Below are 14,304 nucleotides of genomic sequence, written 5' to 3'. Positions count from 1 at the left end.
CGGTGGCCGCGCCCACCTTCGCCGCCGAGGTCGAGGTCACCTCCTGGGACACCGCCAAGAACAGCGAGACCTCGCCGTCCTTCAGCGTCACCGCGAACGACGTCCTGGTCATCGTGGCCGGGTCGGAGGACGCCAACACCACCCTCACCGGCGTGTCCGGTGGGTCGCTGACCTGGACGCTCCAGCAGTCGGTCGTGGTCGCCTCCAACGCCACCGCCTACCTGTGGACGGCTGTGGTCGACGCCGACAAGTCGATGACCGTCACGGTCAGCGCGTCGAACATGACCGGCCGGTGGGGTTACTCGCTGCTGCGGTTCACCGGTTCTGGCGGGGTCGGCATCTCGGCCAAGACCAACGCTACGGGCGCCCCGTCGCTCGGGATCACCACGACCGGGGCGAACTCGGCGATCGTGGCGTTCGTCGGGGACTGGAACGCCGCCGACGGCACCTCCAGGACCTGGCGGACGGTCAACACGGTTACCCCGACGCTGGCCAACGGCATGGAGCGGGTGTACTTCCGCAACTCCTCCGCCTATACCGCCTACGCCGCGTACTGGTTGGACGCCGGATCGGCGGGCGCGAAGACGGTCGGGCTGAGCGCGCCGTCCGGGCAGAAGTACGCGATCGTCGCCGTCGAGGTCCTCGGCTCGGCGTCAGGGACGACCTACAACCAGACCCCCACCGACAGTGTCGGGCTGACCGACACCCTGGCGCTGTCGCGCACCACCGTCACCACCGACGGCGCGAGCCTGTCCGACGCCGTGACGCTCGCGGCCACGCGGCCGGTCCAGGTCGACGACGGCGCCGGACTCACCGACGCGGCCGACCTCGCGGTGGCTCGTCCGGTCACCGCCGACGACCCGGCCGGTCTGGCCGACAGCCTGTCGACGACGCTCACCCGCGCCGTCCCCGGCGACGACTCCGCGGGGCTGGCCGATCAGGCCGTCGTGCAGATCACCCGGATGGTCACAGCCGACGACGCCACCGGACTCACCGACGCCGCTACCGCGGCGGCGACGATCGTCCGGGCCATCGACGACGTGGGCGGTCTCACCGACAGCCTTGCCACCGCGGGGACTCCGAACGTCAACGCCGACGACCCCGCAGGGCTCACCGACACCCTGGTGTTGGCCCGGCAGATCGCCCTGGCGGTCACCGACTCGGCGGGCACGGCTGATGCGGCGCTGCTCGGCGCGGTGTTCGCCACCACCGCCACCGACGCTGCCGGACTCACCGACGCCACGGTGACGACGCTGGCGCGCGCGGCGCAGGCCGACGACCCGGCCGGGCTGGCCGACGCGGTCACGCTGGCGCTGACCCGCGCGCTGCTGGCCGACGACAGCGCGGGTCTGGGCGACGCCGCGGCCCCTGCGCAGACGCACGTCCGCACCTTCAGCGACGTCGCTGCCCTGACCGACCAGCTGGCCACCGCCGGGTCGCTGACCCCGCAGCTTGACGACCCGGCCGGGCTGTCGGATGCGGTCGCTTTCACCCGGACGCTCGTCGTCACCGAGACCGCTGGGCTCGCCGACGACCTCGCCGCGGGTGTGCTGCGCGCGTTCACCGTCACCGACCCGGCGGGACTGTCCGACGGGCTGGCCACCACGGCCATGCTCGGCCAGAGCGCCACCGACGGCGCGGGCCTGGTCGATGCCGCCGTCCTGACGCTGACCCGGACGCTGACTCTGGACGACCAGGCGGGGCTGTCCGACACCGTGGCGGTCGCGCTGACCACCACCGGCCTGCCGGTCACCGATGCAGCCGGCCTCGCCGACCTGCTGGCCCTGGACCGGCGGCACGCCTGGAGCGACACCGCGGGCCTGGTCGATGCGGTGCAGGTACTGCTGCAGGGCATGGCCCCCAGCTCGGCCCGGCTGACCGGCACCGACCAGTCGACAGGGCGTATCTCATCCACCGCCGCGGCCGCGGCCCGGCTCCGAGGAGGCGACAGGTGAGCACGCACGGAGTGGGAGCGGTCGTCACGCTCACCACCGAGGTCCGCGACTTCGCCGACCAGCTCGTCGACCCGGCGGCCATCACGCTGACGGTGCTGCTGCCGGACGGCACCACGGCGGGGCCGTTCACCGCGCCGCAGGTGGTGCGCGACAGCGCGGGCGCCTACCACTACGACTTCGCCACGACCGTGCCCGGCCGGCACATCGCCCGCTGGGTGTCCACCACGCCGACCGGGGTGGACGAAGAGTCCTTCGATGTGGCCGCCATGTGGGCCGAGGCCGGGGTCATCTCCCTGGGCGAGGCCAAGGCCCAGCTGAACATCACCGGACGTGACCAGGACGAGGAACTCCAAGGGTTCGTCCGCGCGGTGACCGAGGTGTGCGAGCGGTACGCGGGCGCGCTGGCCCGCACTGTGCATACCCAGCGGGTCGAGGGCGGCCGCGGGATCGCGCTCAACCACTTCCCGATCCTGTCGGTCACCTCGATCACCGCGGTGTGGCCGGGGCACGTGCCGCCCGCGCTGGCCGACCTGGACGTCGATGAGACGACCGGGGTCATCCAACGCAAGGACGGCGGCCGGATGTGCGGGCCGCTGATCGTCACCTACCTGGCCGGCCGCCCCGCCATCCCGCCCAACGTGCGCCTGGCGGCGCTGATCATCCTGCAGCACCTGTGGGAGACCCAGCGCGGCCAGGTCGCGCCCCGGTTCGGCGCCGATGACACCTGGGACCCGCGCTTCGGGTTCGCCATCCCCCGCCGGGCGCTGGAGCTGCTCGGCGAGCGAGTAGGAGGAATCGCGTGATCTCCACCATCCCCGCGGTCATCGACGCCCTGGTCGCCCTCGTGCGGGCCGCGCTGCCCGGCGTGCAGGTGGTCGACGGGCAGCCGATGTCCAGCGACCGCGACATCGTGTGCATCGCCTTCACCGGCGAGCCGGGCGAGGCGGCGGTGGAGTCCACCCGCGCTGTGGAGCAGCTGGCGCTGGAGCCGGACCGCGAGTCCTACACCATCACCTGCCTGGCCTCCAGCCTGCGCGGCGACGCCGACGCCAAGGCCTCGCGCGACCGCGCCTACGGCCTGGTCGACACCATCGCCTCGGCCATCGCCGCCGACCCTCGGCTCGACGGGGCGGTCACGTACACGCGGCTGGCCACCGAGTCGCTGACCCAGCAGCAGACCCAGAACGGGGCCGAGGCCACCGTCCGGTTCCTGGTCGCCGTCGAGGCGTTCACCCGGTGAGCAGGTCCGGCAGCCAAGAGCTGCGACTGTTCATCCGCGACCTGGGCAAGCTGCCGCCGGCGATCCGCCAGGAACTGCGGCCCCGGCTGCGGACCATCGGGCAGAGCGCGCTGGCGGCGGTGCGGGCGCGCGCCTCCTGGTCCAGGCGGATCCCCGCCGCGACCCGGCTGTCGGTGAGCCTGTCCAAGACCCGGCCCGGGGTGTCCATCGTGGTGAACAAGACCAAGGCGCCGCACGCCCGCCCGTATGAGAACGCCGGCCAGCCCGGCACCTTCCGGCATCCGGTGTTCGGCAACCGCGACCGGTGGGTGTCCCAGGCGGCGCGGCCGTTCCTGTGGCCGGCGGCGCGCCCGCATTTCGAGCGGGTCGACGAGCAGATCGGCCAGGCCGTGGACGAGGTTGCCCGCCGGCACGGGTTCCGATGATCACGATTGAAAGGACAAGGCCATGGCCTTCAGGCTGACGTCGTACTTCGAGCTGCTGGCCGAGGTCACCTCGCCGCTCGACTTGTCGACGGTCTCCAACCCGCTCGAAGTGAGAAAGCAGATGGCGCTGGCCCAGGGCGCGGGAGCCGGGCAGGCGGACATGATGTGGTCCGACCAGCGCACCATCACCGCCTCTGGCACCGACGCCCTGGACCTGGCGGGCGCGCTGCCCGGCCCGTTCGGCGGCAACCTGACCTTCGCCCGCATCAAGGCGATCGTGCTCATCGCCGCGGCCGGAAACACCAACAACGTCAACTTGGTCATGCCCGCCTCCAACGGCGCCCCGCTGTTCCTGGCGGCCGGCGACGGCATCGGCATCCGCCCGGGCGGCATGTTCTTCTGGTTCGACCCCTCCGCCACCGGGGTGGCCGTCACCGCGGGCACCGGTGACCTGCTCAACGTCATCAACGCCGGCGCCGGCACCCCGGTCACCTACGACATCCACCTCGTCGGGGCCTCCACGTGAAATCAAAGATCGTCATCACCGCGATCGGCAAGATCTGCACTCGGTGCGAACGGGATCTGCCTTTGGCGGAGTACTACGCGGAGAAGACCGGCACGCTCGGATTACGCGCTGAATGTAAGAGCTGCTGGTCAACAAGAATCAGCAACCAGTACAAGGCGAACAAGGAGCGCGTGCACGCCAGGAACAAGGCGTGGCGCGCGGCCAACCCTGAGCGCCAAGCCGCCATTCGCCGCCGGAGCCGACTGCGCCGGATGTACGGAATCAGCATCGAGGACTACGGCGCGATGCTGGCGGATCAAGGCGGCAAGTGCGCTGGCTGCGGTGGTACCAGCAGCGGGGATCGAAGATACGACGTCTTCGCTGTCGATCACGACCACCAGACCGGAGAGATCCGGGGCCTGCTCTGCGCTGCCTGCAACTTAGCGCTGGGTCTTTTGAACGACAGTCCAGAGCGATTGATGGCGCTCGTCGCATATCTGCTTCAGCACATGGACGTGCTGGCAGAGGGCGCTATCGGCGCGAGCTCGTAGGAGGCGTCCGTGGACACCGTGTGGATCAAGCACCCCAAGCTGCCCGGCAACCCGCCGGTCGAGCAGCCCGCCTCGGCGCTGCCCGTGCTGCAGATGTCGGGGTGGGAGCAGACCGACCCGCCGCCCCCGCCCGAGCCGGAACCCACCCCGGACGTCCCACCGCAATCCGAACAGCCCACCGCCCCGGCCCCGGCAGACGCCGGGGCTTCTGTTTCGCCGGACGAGCCGCCGAGGCGTCGGCGCACCACCAAGGAGGACGAGTAATGGCCGCCACGCCGATCACCCCGGCCAAGCGTTTCATCCGGCCCGGTGTCACCAAGTGCTACTGGGTCGTCAGCATCTCCAACATCCTCGCGCCGACCCGCACCGAGCTGAACCTCGGCAAGGACCTCTCGGAAGACATCGCCGACATCAGCGGCTGGCTGGTGAGCGGGCAGAAGGTCGACACCCCCAACCTCAAGACCACTTTCGTCGGCAACATCCCCGGTCTGACCTCCGCCGACGAGAGCAGCATCACCTACTACGCCGGTGAGGACGGCGTGGACGTGCGCGCCTTGATGGCCCGCGGCACCGCCGGGAACATCGTCTGGCTGGACGGCGGGGACGTGACCGGGCGGCTGATGGACGTGTTTCCGGTGAAGGTGCTGTCGGTCGGCAAGCAGCGCCAGATCGGCGCCGAGCCCGCCCGTCTGCCGATCCAGTACGCGATCACCGCAGAGCCCGCCGAGAACGTGGTGATTCCGTGAGCCAGCGCGACCGGCTGCTGGCCCGGCCGCGGCCGTCGACCACCTACACGCTGCGCGTCGAGGACGACACCGAGCAGCGCAGGCGCCTGGAGGATGCGCGCAGGGTGCTGCACCTCCTGCAGGCCCAGGGCGACGAGGCTGACCAGGGTGCGCTCACCGCGGCCCGCGAGGAGCTCGACCAGGCCGAGGAGGAACTGGAAGCGTGCTATGAGCACATCGTGCTGCGCGCCATGCGCCCCCGCGACTTCGAGACGCTGATCGCCGAGCACCCGGCGCGCGAGGGCACCGAGGACAAGGCCTGGAACGTCGCCACCTTCCCCGAGGCGTGTTTCTTGGCCTGCGCCGAGGGCGAGATGAGCGCGGCCGACTGGGAGCAGTTCCTCGCCGGCAACGTCTCCGACGTCGAGCGGGCCGACCTGTACACCGAGGCGATTCGGGTCAATGCCCGGCTCCCGGTCGCCACGCTCCCAAAAGACTGGATGCAGACCCGCAGCTAGCGATCGAGCTGGCGGTCTGCCACCACTACCGGATCTTCCATTCGGAGTTCCTGTCGCGCTCCGCCGACGACCGTGACAAGGCGATCCACCAGTACCTGCGCCAGCGACGCACCTGCCCCCGCTGCGGGACGCGGCCGGAGGAGTGGGATACGTCCCGAGGCGGGCACCGGCACGCCTACATCCCTGACAAGGAGCACTGCCGCGGGTGTGAGCTGCTCGACAGCACCCAGCAGAGCATCACCAGCGAGGACGGCGGCGGCGTACGCGCCGTCTTGGTCCGCAACCGGGAGGTGACCGGTGGCCGCGACCAAGTTCCGTGACCTACGCCTCAGCGTCAGCGCGGACGTCTCCCAGCTCGAACGAGGCTTCCAGGCCGCCGAGCAGCGGTCCGCCAGGTTCGAGCGGGCGCTGCGCGGCCAGGAGGACGCGGCCCAGCGCGCCGAGCGGGCCCTGCAGCAGACCGGGCAGCGCGCCGAAAGCTACAGCAAGGCCCTCAAGGGCCAAGAGGACGCGGCCCAGCGCAGCGAGAAGGCGTTGCGCGCCCACGAGGCCCAGCTCAAGCGCAGCGCCGCCCAGATGGACGCGATCGGCAGCTCGGCGGCGCGCACGCGCCGGCTGCTGGAGGAGGCCACCCGGCGGCTGCCCAAGCTCGACGTCGAGGCCGACCTGTCCCAGCCTGAGCGGCAGCTCGCCGAGCTCACCGGCCGGCTGCGGGAGCTGTCGGGCATGCGGCTGGGCATCGACATCAGCGCGCGCGACGCCCAGGAGAAGATCGCCCAGGTCCGCCGGGAGTTGATGGTCCTGGCGGATCAGCATCCCGAGGTGCTGGTCGGCGTCGACGTCGAGCGCGCGATCGCCGGCCTGGAGCGCGTGGAGCGGGAGGCGCGCAAGGTCGACGGGAGGGTCTCCCGGATCCGGGTGGACGTGGACGGTGGCCGGGCGGCCCAGTCGGCGATCAGCGGGATCGGGCAGGCGCTGACCGAGCTGGGAGCGACCGCCACGCGCGGCGGCCCGGCCGCGGTCGCGGTGGCGCTCGGCGCGCTGCCCGGCGCGGCGCTCGTGGCCGCCAACGGCATCACCGTGGTCCTGGGTGGCGCGCTGGCCGCCCTGGGGCTGGCGGCGGCCAAGGGCAGCGACAAGGCGCAGGAAGCGCTCGGCAAGCTGCAGGCGTACGCCAAGGCAGAGGCCGCGCGGATGGGCGAGCCGTTCGAGCAGGTCTGGGTCAAGATCGTCCAGGTGGCCGAGCGGGAACTGTCGTCGCTGTCACCGGCGGTACGCCGCAACCTTGAGGCCCTGGCCCCCGACGTGGAGAACTTCGTCGACCAGGCCGGGGCCAGCCTGGAGCAGCTGACACCGGCCCTGGACGGCATCCAGCGCGCCTTCTCGGCGGTGCTGCGCGAGCTGGGCCCCGCGATGCCGGAGATCATGGGCCACTTCGCGAACGCGATCACCGCGATCACCGACGCCGTCGAGGAGAACCCGCAGGTCGTCAAGCGCATGATGGTCGGGCTGGCCACGCTGGTGGACTGGGCCGGCCGGGCCATCGGCGAGCTGACGAAGTTCGCCGACTGGCTGCACGACAACGCCAAGGCCGCGGCCGCCTTCGTCGCCGCGATGGCCCCGGCCGGGGCCGTAGTGGCATTTGCGGGCATGGCTGCGGCCGAGTCCAGCAGGGACGTGCGGGGCCTGGGCGCCGCTACGCGCAGCGCGGCCGACGCGGCCCGGGAGGCCACCACGATTCAGGAGGCTGCCGCCCAGGCGACGCGGGAGGCCTGGGCGCAGGCCTACACCAGCTTCATCGACATCGGCCAGGCGGTCGAGCAGGCCAAGGCCAAGGCGGCCGCCCAGGAGAAGCTCGTCGAGGCGTCCCAGCGGCTGGCCGAGGTCCAGCGGAGTGGAGCCGACAAGATCCGCCGGGCGCAGGCCGATCTGGCCCTGGCGCACGAGCAGGCCGCCGAGCGGGTCACCGCCGCGCAGGCTCGCGAGAGCGCCGCCCGTGAGCGGGCCGCCGAGCAGGCCGAACGCTCCCAGGCCCGGATCCGCGCGGCCGAGGAGGCCCTCGCCGCGGCGGTCGAGCAGAGCGCCCAGCGCGAGCAGGCCGCCCGGGAGGGGGTCGAGGAGGCGCGGCGCCGCGCCGATGAGGTCGCCGCCGACTCGGCCCGCTCCATCGAAGACTCGGCACGCCGGGTCGCCGACACCCAGGCCGAAGCGGCTGCCCGCGAAGTCGCCGCCAGCCGGCGGGTACAGGACAGCCACGCCCGCACGGTCGAGGCGGTCAAGGATCTGGAGGCCGCCTACGCCAGCGCGCGCCGCCGGGTGGAAGAGCTGTCTGACGCCCAGGCCGAAGGCGCGACCGATGAGGAGTCGGCGCAGATCGCCCTGGCGCGGGCCCTGGAGCGCCGCGATGAGCTGCTGGCTCGGCGCAAGGCCGGGGACATCGAGGTCTCGGATCTGGATCTGCGCGAGGCGGAGAACTCCCTGGAGCGGGCCGAGCAGGGCCTACGCCGGGTGCAGAAACGCAACACCGAACTCGCCGCCGAGATCGAGCAGGCCAACCGGGATGGCATCGAGGGCAGCGCCGAGGTCGTCGCGGCCAAGGGCCGTATCGCCGAGGCCCAGCAGGCCGAGCAGGAGGCCGAGGCGGCGCTGGCCGCCCAGCGCGCCGAAAACGCCCGCACCATCGCCGATGCCGAGCGTGCGCTGGCCGACACCCGGGCGCGGGCCGACCGCGACCGGGAGGAATCCGAGCGTGCCCTGGCTCGCGCCGAGGCCGAGCTGGACCAGACCCGCCGGCAGAACGCCGCCGACGTCCAGCGCGCCCAGGACGACGTCGCCGCGGCCACACGCGAGGCGGCTACCGCGGCCCGCGACTCGGCGCGGGAGATCGCCGCCGCGCAGGCCGAGGTCGCAAAAGCCGCCAAGGACAGCGCGCGCGAGGTCGCCGAGGCCGAGGACCGGGTCCGCCAGACCCGCCAGGACGCCGCCCGGGAGGCGATCGCCGCCGGCGAAGCGGTCCGTCAGGCGTGGGCGGATCTGCGCGGCGATTCGGGTGTGACCACTCAGGCGCTGCTGGCGTCGCTGGCCGAGCAGGTGGGGGCCCAGGAGCGGTGGGCCGCAAACATGATCACGCTGGGCGGGCGGGTGCCCGACGAGATCATGGAGCAGCTGCGGACGCTCGGCCCGCGCGGCGCCGGCCTGGTCGAGCAGATGGCGAACATGACCGACGGGCAGCTGCGCCAGTTCGTCGGGCTGATGGGCTCGCGCGGCAAGGAGGCCGGTAACCAGTTCGCCGGCAACCTGGATGAGACGCTGCGGGTGCTCAGGGAGGTGGCCAGGACCCACGGCCAGGGCGTGGCCGACCAGCTGCGCCAGACCATGCTGGACAGGCGCACCGATGTGTACGCCGCGGCGTGGGAACTCGGCCTCCAGGTCGACAGGGGCCTGGATCTGGGCCGGATTCGCATCGTCAAGATCGAGTTCGGGGCGCTGGATGAGCTGATCCGCGAGCGGGAGGAGATGCGCAACCACCCGGCCAACCGCGAGATCGGCGGCATCGACCGGTACGCCGCCGGTGGGATACGCCGCCCGGCCGCCCCGATGATCGCCTCCCGGCCCACGATCCTGTACGGGGAGGGCAGAGGTGACGAAGCTTTCGTTCCGTATGATCTGGCCTACCGGGACAGGGCCGAGTCCCTCGTCTCGCAGATCGCCGACGACTTCGGCGGGGTGTTCCTCAAGCCGCAGGGCGCGCTGTCGATGATGCCCATGCCCGCGCCTGCGGCGGCGCCCCGCGGCGCGGAGACGGCGGTCCCGGTCCGGGGAGGTGTCACCATCGAGCGGTACTACGCCAGCCCCGCCCAGGACCCCCGGGACATCGCCGAGCAGTTCTACCTGCTCTCCATCGCGCGGGGGTACTGATGGCGGGCGAACTGATCGCAGGCGACTGGGACATCGACTGGGACGGTTTCCTGATCGGCACCGGCACCCCCTACACCGTCGTGCAGCTGGACGGGTGGCTGGACAGCCCGCCGCTGGTGGACCGGTCGGTGCCGCGGCCGTCCCGGCACGGCTCGTGGGCGGGACGGCCGCGCGCGCAGGCCCGCACGGTGACCGCGATCGTGCGGATCGTCGCCGAGCGGTCGGCGATGGGGGATGCGGTGCACGCGCTGCGCGCCGCCACCGGCGTGGCCAGGGACGCCACCGAGGCGCCGCTGGCCATCCGCGCCCTGGGACAGACCCTGGTGGCGTTCGGGAAGTTCGCCAATCGTCTGCTGTCGGTCGACCAGCTGTTCGCCGCAGGCGTCGCGCTGGCCGTGCCGCTGCAGTGGCGCTGCGCCGACCCGCGGCTGTACGAGCTCGCCGAGCAGTCGGCGACGATCGGCGCGCCCACCGGCGGGTCGGGCGGGCTGACCTACCCGCTCACCTACCCGCTGTCCTACGGCACCCCGGCCGGGCCGGCCACCGCCACCTGCGTCAACACTGGCAACGAGGCCACCAACCCGGTCCTGGTGTTCACCGGGCCGATCACCACCCCGCGGATGGTCAACAGCACGCTGGGCAGGTCGCTGGAGTTCGACCTGGACCTGCCCGCCGGGCAGACGCTCACGGTCGACACCGACGCCGGCACGGTGCTGCTGAACGGCACTACCGACCGGCTGTACAAACGCACCGGCACCAGCGTCCCGGTGGAGTACTTCGAGCTCGCCCCCGGCCCCAACAACCTGACCCTGTTCGGGGCGGCGCTCGGCGTCGGCGCGCAGGTCCAGGTGACCTGGCGATCGGCCTACCTGTGATGATCCTCAACACCTCTGGGAGGCGTCCGTGACGATCCGTACCCTGGCGCTCGCCTCCGGCGTCACCTCCATTCAGGACCACCGGCTGGCGCTGGGGGCGTTCATGGCACCCGGCGCGAGCGTGCTGGAGCGGCGGCCCGGGCTGTACTACTACCCGGGCGCGGCCGACCTGGTGAGCGCGGCCGCGCTGCAGGCCAATGTCACCCCCTTCGTGGCGGTGATCGACGGCACCAGCAACGCGTTGCAGGGGCAGGTCCTGGTGGTGGTGGACGCCAACGTGACCTTGACCTTCTCGGCCGGGGAGCCGTCGGTGGCCCGCACCGACCGTGTCATCCTCCAGGTCCGCGACAACGTCTACGACGCCTCGGGGTTCACCGACGCCCAGGTCCTGGTGCTGAAAGGCAACACCTCCACCGGCGCCGCCACCACGATGCCGGCCTCCTCGCTGCTGCTGTGGGAGGTGACCGTCCCGTCTGGGGCCTCCAGCATCACCTTCGCCTCGGCGCGCACCGACAAACGCCAGTGGATGGCAACCCCGCTGCGGGTGCCGGTGAACTCCTCCACCGAGCGGGACGCGCTGCCCGCGATCCCGGGGCTTGAGGTGACCCGCCTGGACACCGGGAACGTGGAACAGTACTGGTCAGGGGCATGGCGCAGCTCAGGCGGCGGTGGCGGTCTGGGGACGCCGACCTTCACGCTGGCCGGGACGATCGCCACGGGCACCGGGACGGCGAGGTTCTACAACGACTCGGGTCAGCCGCTGGTCATCAAGGGCGTTCGAGCGTCGGTAGGAACGGCGCCAACCGGGGCCTCGATCCTGGTCGATGTGAACCTGGGCGGAACCACGATATTCACCACACAGGCGAACCGGCCCGCCATCGCCGCCAGCTCCAACACCTCGGGCAAAGTCACCAACATGAACGTCACCGCCTGGCCTGACGGTGGCTATCTGACCATCGACATCGACCAAGTCGGGTCAACGATCGCGGGTGCCGATCTGGTGGTCCAGGTCATCGTCTGAGCAGGGGAGCATCCAATGGCCATAGCGCTTGTCTCGCAGACCAAGCTGCGCAGCACGTCAAGTCGAAACCCTCAGAGCGCCCCGTCGGCCGTCACCATCCCCGCGAACTCTGTAGCGATCATGGCACTGCAGTGCTTTTTGTCGTTCGGGCCTGACGCGGTCGGGCAGCTGAAGCCGTTGAACTTCAGCGGGACTCCTTGGGCTCTGCTCAGCGAGCGCGCGGAGGCCGGGAGCGCGGCCTCGTATTGGGCATGGTGGTACCTGTTTCCCCGCTTCTCGTTGACCGCCGTGCCGGACTGGACCACCGGGACACTGAGCCCCTATGCCGTAACCGGCACCCTGTTCGTGCTGAGCGGCGCGGAAATGCCGCCGTTCCTCGGCAACACCTTCAGTAACGCGACCTCCACCACCTCGACCGCACAAGGGGGCACTTTCACGCCCAACACGACCGGATCGATGATGCTGGGCCAGTTCATCTTCACCGGGCCCAGAGGCGACCAGATGGGCTCCAGCACCGCCACCGTGCCCTCACCCAGCCTGGCCACTCCCGCCAACCTGTGGACAGACACCCAATTCACCTCCCTCGGCGCCGGCGGTGGCTCCTTCGTCAAAGCCGGGACCAACACCGCGGGGTCGGGAATCAGCTGGCAGGTCTCCCACCAGGGGTACAGCGGCGGCAGCGTCAACCACTACTGGAGCGTCGGGCTCTGCGAAGTGAAACCCCGCCTGACCACCTACCCGTTCACCGGCTGGGGCCTCCCACTGCTATGACCGTCTACCACTGCGTGGTCGCCGACCTGCTCACCGACCAGACCCTCACCGAACTCGACCTGCCCGTCGACACCGCCCAGCGCCGCATCATCGTCCCGGGCGCCTTCCGCGCCACCTACCCGATGCCCAACCCGCGCGAGGCCGAGCGGGGCCGGGCGATCGTCGCCGGGCGGACCGTCGTGCACCTGTACCGCGGCGCCGACATCTGGGGCAGCTACGTCATCTGGTACGCCGAACCCGCCATGGACGAGGCCAGCAACCAGACCCTGCAGCTGCAAGGCTCCTCCTTGGAGTCCTACGCCTACCGGCGCAAGATCAGAAGCGACCTCACCTACACCGGGCAGGACCAGATCGCCATCGCCCGGGCGCTGCTCACCCACATGTCCGCCCGCCCCGAAGGCAACATCGGGCTGGTGCTGGCGTCCGGGACCAGCGGGGTGCTGCGTGACCGCACCTACCTGGCCTCGGAGAACGCCTCCTACGGCGAGCGCCTGGAGCAGCTGGCCAACGTGGCAGGCGGCTTCGAGTACATGATTCGCGTCGCCGTCGACCCGACCACCGGGCAGCGCACCCGCTCCTGGGTGTGGGCCACCACCCTCGGCACGCCCGGCGTCACCCGCGACATCACCCAACCGGGGAAGATCAAAGCCTGGTCCTACCCCAGCGACGCCACCCAGGCCGCCACCGCCTGGCAGGCCCGCGGCGACACCATCCAAACCGACCTGTCCGCCACCAGCCAGCCGCTGATGTCGCAGGTCTATGAGGACGCCGCCAGGCTCGGCGCGGGGTGGCCGCTGCTGGACCGCACCGAGGACTACTCCTCGGTGAAGGACGTCGCCACGCTCAACGCCTACGCCCAGCAGCTCGCCGCCACCCGCTCTGGCGCGGTGTCGGTGCCGCGGATCGTCGTGCACTTCGACGACGCGTTCTCCATCGACCCCAACTACCTGGGCGACACCGCGCGCTTCACGCTCGTCAACGACTACTTCCCACTCGGCGACCAGGGACCGACGTTCAGCAAGTCCTGGCGGATCGTCGGCATGGACCTGAAGACGCCCACCTCCGACGACGGCGAGGAAGCCGCCGAGCTCATCTTCGAGGAGGCGTGATGGCCGGCACCCCGAACTACCCGCGCGACTTCACCGACGAGGTGCGCGACCTGCGCGCCTCCCGCACCGCCGCCCAGACCGCCGGCCAGTCCCGGGTCGCCTACACCAGCGCCTCCCAGGGGCTGATCCTGCCCAACATGGCCTCAGACCCGCCCGCCCCTGCCAGCGGCGTCGTCCTGTACGCCAAGGCGGGGCACTTCTTCGTCCGCGAGGCCGACGGGTCCATCCACCAGCTCACCAGCTAGGTCCATTCCTCGGATCCCACGCCCCGGTGAGAACCCCCGTCCACACCAGCACCCAGTACAGCACCCACACGCCGACGCCGACCCACCCCAGAATCGCCCCGGCCAGCGCCATCCCACGCCCGTCGGTTCCGTCTCGCGCGATCTGGCCGAGGGCGACATGACCGAACACCACGGCGAGTATGGACGTGATACCGCAGCACACCGCCGTGACCCCCAGAACGACGGCAGCGATGGCCAGGCCGTTCGTGCGCCGCGGTTGCGGGGCGTAGTAGCCGTAGGGCCCCGGCTGGCCCGGATAGCCCTGCGGCGGGTACTGCCCGTAGGCCGCGGCGTCGTACTGCGGCGGCTGCTGCCCGTACGACTGCTGCCCGCCGTACGACTGCTGCCCATACGGCTGCTGTCCGTACTGCTGATTCGGGTCCGGATACGACATGCGCTCTCCAAGC

The 14,304-nt window shown here is 71.3% G+C and carries 16 protein-coding genes; 15 read left to right on the top strand and 1 reads right to left on the bottom strand.

All coding sequences use genetic code 11. The features are described 5' to 3' along the window. Positions 1–2 precede the first annotated feature (2 nt). The 15 genes from BJ982_RS04200 (at position 3) to BJ982_RS04130 (ending at position 13,858) form a co-directional block, all read left to right on the top strand. Positions 3–1,955: a hypothetical protein gene (locus BJ982_RS04200; RefSeq protein WP_184876726.1), complete on the top strand. Its 1,953-nt coding sequence runs from the start codon at positions 3–5 to the stop codon at positions 1,953–1,955. Further along, a complete protein-coding gene (locus tag BJ982_RS04195; RefSeq protein ID WP_184876724.1) occupies positions 1,952–2,758 on the top strand; it encodes a head-tail connector protein in 807 nt (268 codons plus the stop codon). The genes BJ982_RS04200 and BJ982_RS04195 overlap by 4 nt, the downstream gene beginning before the upstream one ends. After that, positions 2,755–3,195 carry a hypothetical protein gene (locus tag BJ982_RS04190; protein ID WP_184876722.1) on the top strand — a complete coding sequence of 147 codons (441 nt, stop codon included), beginning with the start codon at positions 2,755–2,757 and terminating at the stop codon, positions 3,193–3,195. Before BJ982_RS04195 ends, BJ982_RS04190 begins: the two co-directional genes overlap by 4 nt. Continuing rightward, complete coding sequence (locus BJ982_RS04185) at positions 3,192–3,620, top strand: HK97 gp10 family phage protein (protein ID WP_184876720.1); 429 nt, start codon at positions 3,192–3,194, stop codon at positions 3,618–3,620. The genes BJ982_RS04190 and BJ982_RS04185 overlap by 4 nt, the downstream gene beginning before the upstream one ends. Positions 3,621–3,642: 22 nt before the next feature. Continuing rightward, complete coding sequence (locus tag BJ982_RS04180) at positions 3,643–4,146, top strand: hypothetical protein (RefSeq protein WP_184876718.1); 504 nt, start codon at positions 3,643–3,645, stop codon at positions 4,144–4,146. Then, positions 4,143–4,676, top strand: coding sequence for an endonuclease VII domain-containing protein (locus BJ982_RS04175; protein WP_184876717.1), 534 nt, complete (start codon positions 4,143–4,145; stop codon positions 4,674–4,676). The genes BJ982_RS04180 and BJ982_RS04175 overlap by 4 nt, the downstream gene beginning before the upstream one ends. Before the next feature lie 9 nt (positions 4,677–4,685). Then, positions 4,686–4,940: a hypothetical protein gene (locus tag BJ982_RS04170; RefSeq protein WP_184876716.1), complete on the top strand. Its 255-nt coding sequence runs from the start codon at positions 4,686–4,688 to the stop codon at positions 4,938–4,940. Beyond that, entirely contained in the window at positions 4,940–5,422 is a 483-nt protein-coding gene (locus BJ982_RS04165) for a phage tail tube protein (RefSeq protein ID WP_184876715.1), read from the top strand. The genes BJ982_RS04170 and BJ982_RS04165 overlap by 1 nt, the downstream gene beginning before the upstream one ends. Then, the gene (locus BJ982_RS04160; RefSeq protein WP_184876714.1) at positions 5,419–5,919 is read left to right on the top strand and encodes a hypothetical protein; all 501 of its coding nucleotides are present in this window, start codon (positions 5,419–5,421) and stop codon (positions 5,917–5,919) included. Before BJ982_RS04165 ends, BJ982_RS04160 begins: the two co-directional genes overlap by 4 nt. A gap of 297 nt (positions 5,920–6,216) precedes the next feature. After that, the gene (locus BJ982_RS04155) at positions 6,217–9,837 is read left to right on the top strand and encodes a hypothetical protein (RefSeq protein ID WP_184876713.1); all 3,621 of its coding nucleotides are present in this window, start codon (positions 6,217–6,219) and stop codon (positions 9,835–9,837) included. After that, positions 9,837–10,712: a phage distal tail protein gene (locus BJ982_RS04150; RefSeq protein WP_184876712.1), complete on the top strand. Its 876-nt coding sequence runs from the start codon at positions 9,837–9,839 to the stop codon at positions 10,710–10,712. Before BJ982_RS04155 ends, BJ982_RS04150 begins: the two co-directional genes overlap by 1 nt. A gap of 28 nt (positions 10,713–10,740) precedes the next feature. Beyond that, positions 10,741–11,733: a hypothetical protein gene (locus BJ982_RS04145; RefSeq protein ID WP_184876710.1), complete on the top strand. Its 993-nt coding sequence runs from the start codon at positions 10,741–10,743 to the stop codon at positions 11,731–11,733. 15 nt (positions 11,734–11,748) lie between these two features. After that, on the top strand, positions 11,749–12,504 hold the full coding sequence (locus BJ982_RS04140; RefSeq protein ID WP_184876708.1) for a hypothetical protein: 756 nt from the start codon (positions 11,749–11,751) through the stop codon (positions 12,502–12,504). Beyond that, positions 12,501–13,613: a hypothetical protein gene (locus tag BJ982_RS04135; protein ID WP_184876706.1), complete on the top strand. Its 1,113-nt coding sequence runs from the start codon at positions 12,501–12,503 to the stop codon at positions 13,611–13,613. The genes BJ982_RS04140 and BJ982_RS04135 overlap by 4 nt, the downstream gene beginning before the upstream one ends. Next, the gene (locus tag BJ982_RS04130) at positions 13,613–13,858 is read left to right on the top strand and encodes a hypothetical protein (protein WP_184876704.1); all 246 of its coding nucleotides are present in this window, start codon (positions 13,613–13,615) and stop codon (positions 13,856–13,858) included. Before BJ982_RS04135 ends, BJ982_RS04130 begins: the two co-directional genes overlap by 1 nt. Here BJ982_RS04130 and BJ982_RS04125 read toward each other — a convergent pair. Further along, a complete protein-coding gene (locus BJ982_RS04125; RefSeq protein ID WP_184876702.1) occupies positions 13,848–14,291 on the bottom strand; it encodes a DUF4190 domain-containing protein in 444 nt (147 codons plus the stop codon). The two genes, BJ982_RS04130 and BJ982_RS04125, sit on opposite strands and share 11 nt — an antisense overlap. Positions 14,292–14,304: the final 13 nt, after the last annotated feature.

The sequence above is a fragment of the Sphaerisporangium siamense genome, assembly GCF_014205275.1.
GTDB classification, from domain to species: Bacteria; Actinomycetota; Actinomycetes; order Streptosporangiales; family Streptosporangiaceae; genus Sphaerisporangium; species Sphaerisporangium siamense.
The sequence above is the reverse complement of the archived record's forward strand: the minus strand, read 5'-3'. Positions and strand labels throughout refer to the sequence as shown.

Excerpts from the sequence above, each read along its gene's own strand:
- BJ982_RS04180 (WP_184876718.1), top strand. The coding sequence starts at position 3,643 with ATGGCCTTCAGGCTGACGTCGTACTTCGAGCTGCTGGCCGAGGTCACC.
- BJ982_RS04165 (WP_184876715.1), top strand. The coding sequence starts at position 4,940 with ATGGCCGCCACGCCGATCACCCCGGCCAAGCGTTTCATCCGGCCCGGT.
- BJ982_RS04125 (WP_184876702.1), bottom strand. The coding sequence starts at position 14,291 with ATGTCGTATCCGGACCCGAATCAGCAGTACGGACAGCAGCCGTATGGG.
- BJ982_RS04135 (WP_184876706.1), top strand. The coding sequence starts at position 12,501 with ATGACCGTCTACCACTGCGTGGTCGCCGACCTGCTCACCGACCAGACC.
- BJ982_RS04130 (WP_184876704.1), top strand. The coding sequence starts at position 13,613 with ATGGCCGGCACCCCGAACTACCCGCGCGACTTCACCGACGAGGTGCGC.
- BJ982_RS04140 (WP_184876708.1), top strand. The coding sequence starts at position 11,749 with ATGGCCATAGCGCTTGTCTCGCAGACCAAGCTGCGCAGCACGTCAAGT.
- BJ982_RS04150 (WP_184876712.1), top strand. The coding sequence starts at position 9,837 with ATGGCGGGCGAACTGATCGCAGGCGACTGGGACATCGACTGGGACGGT.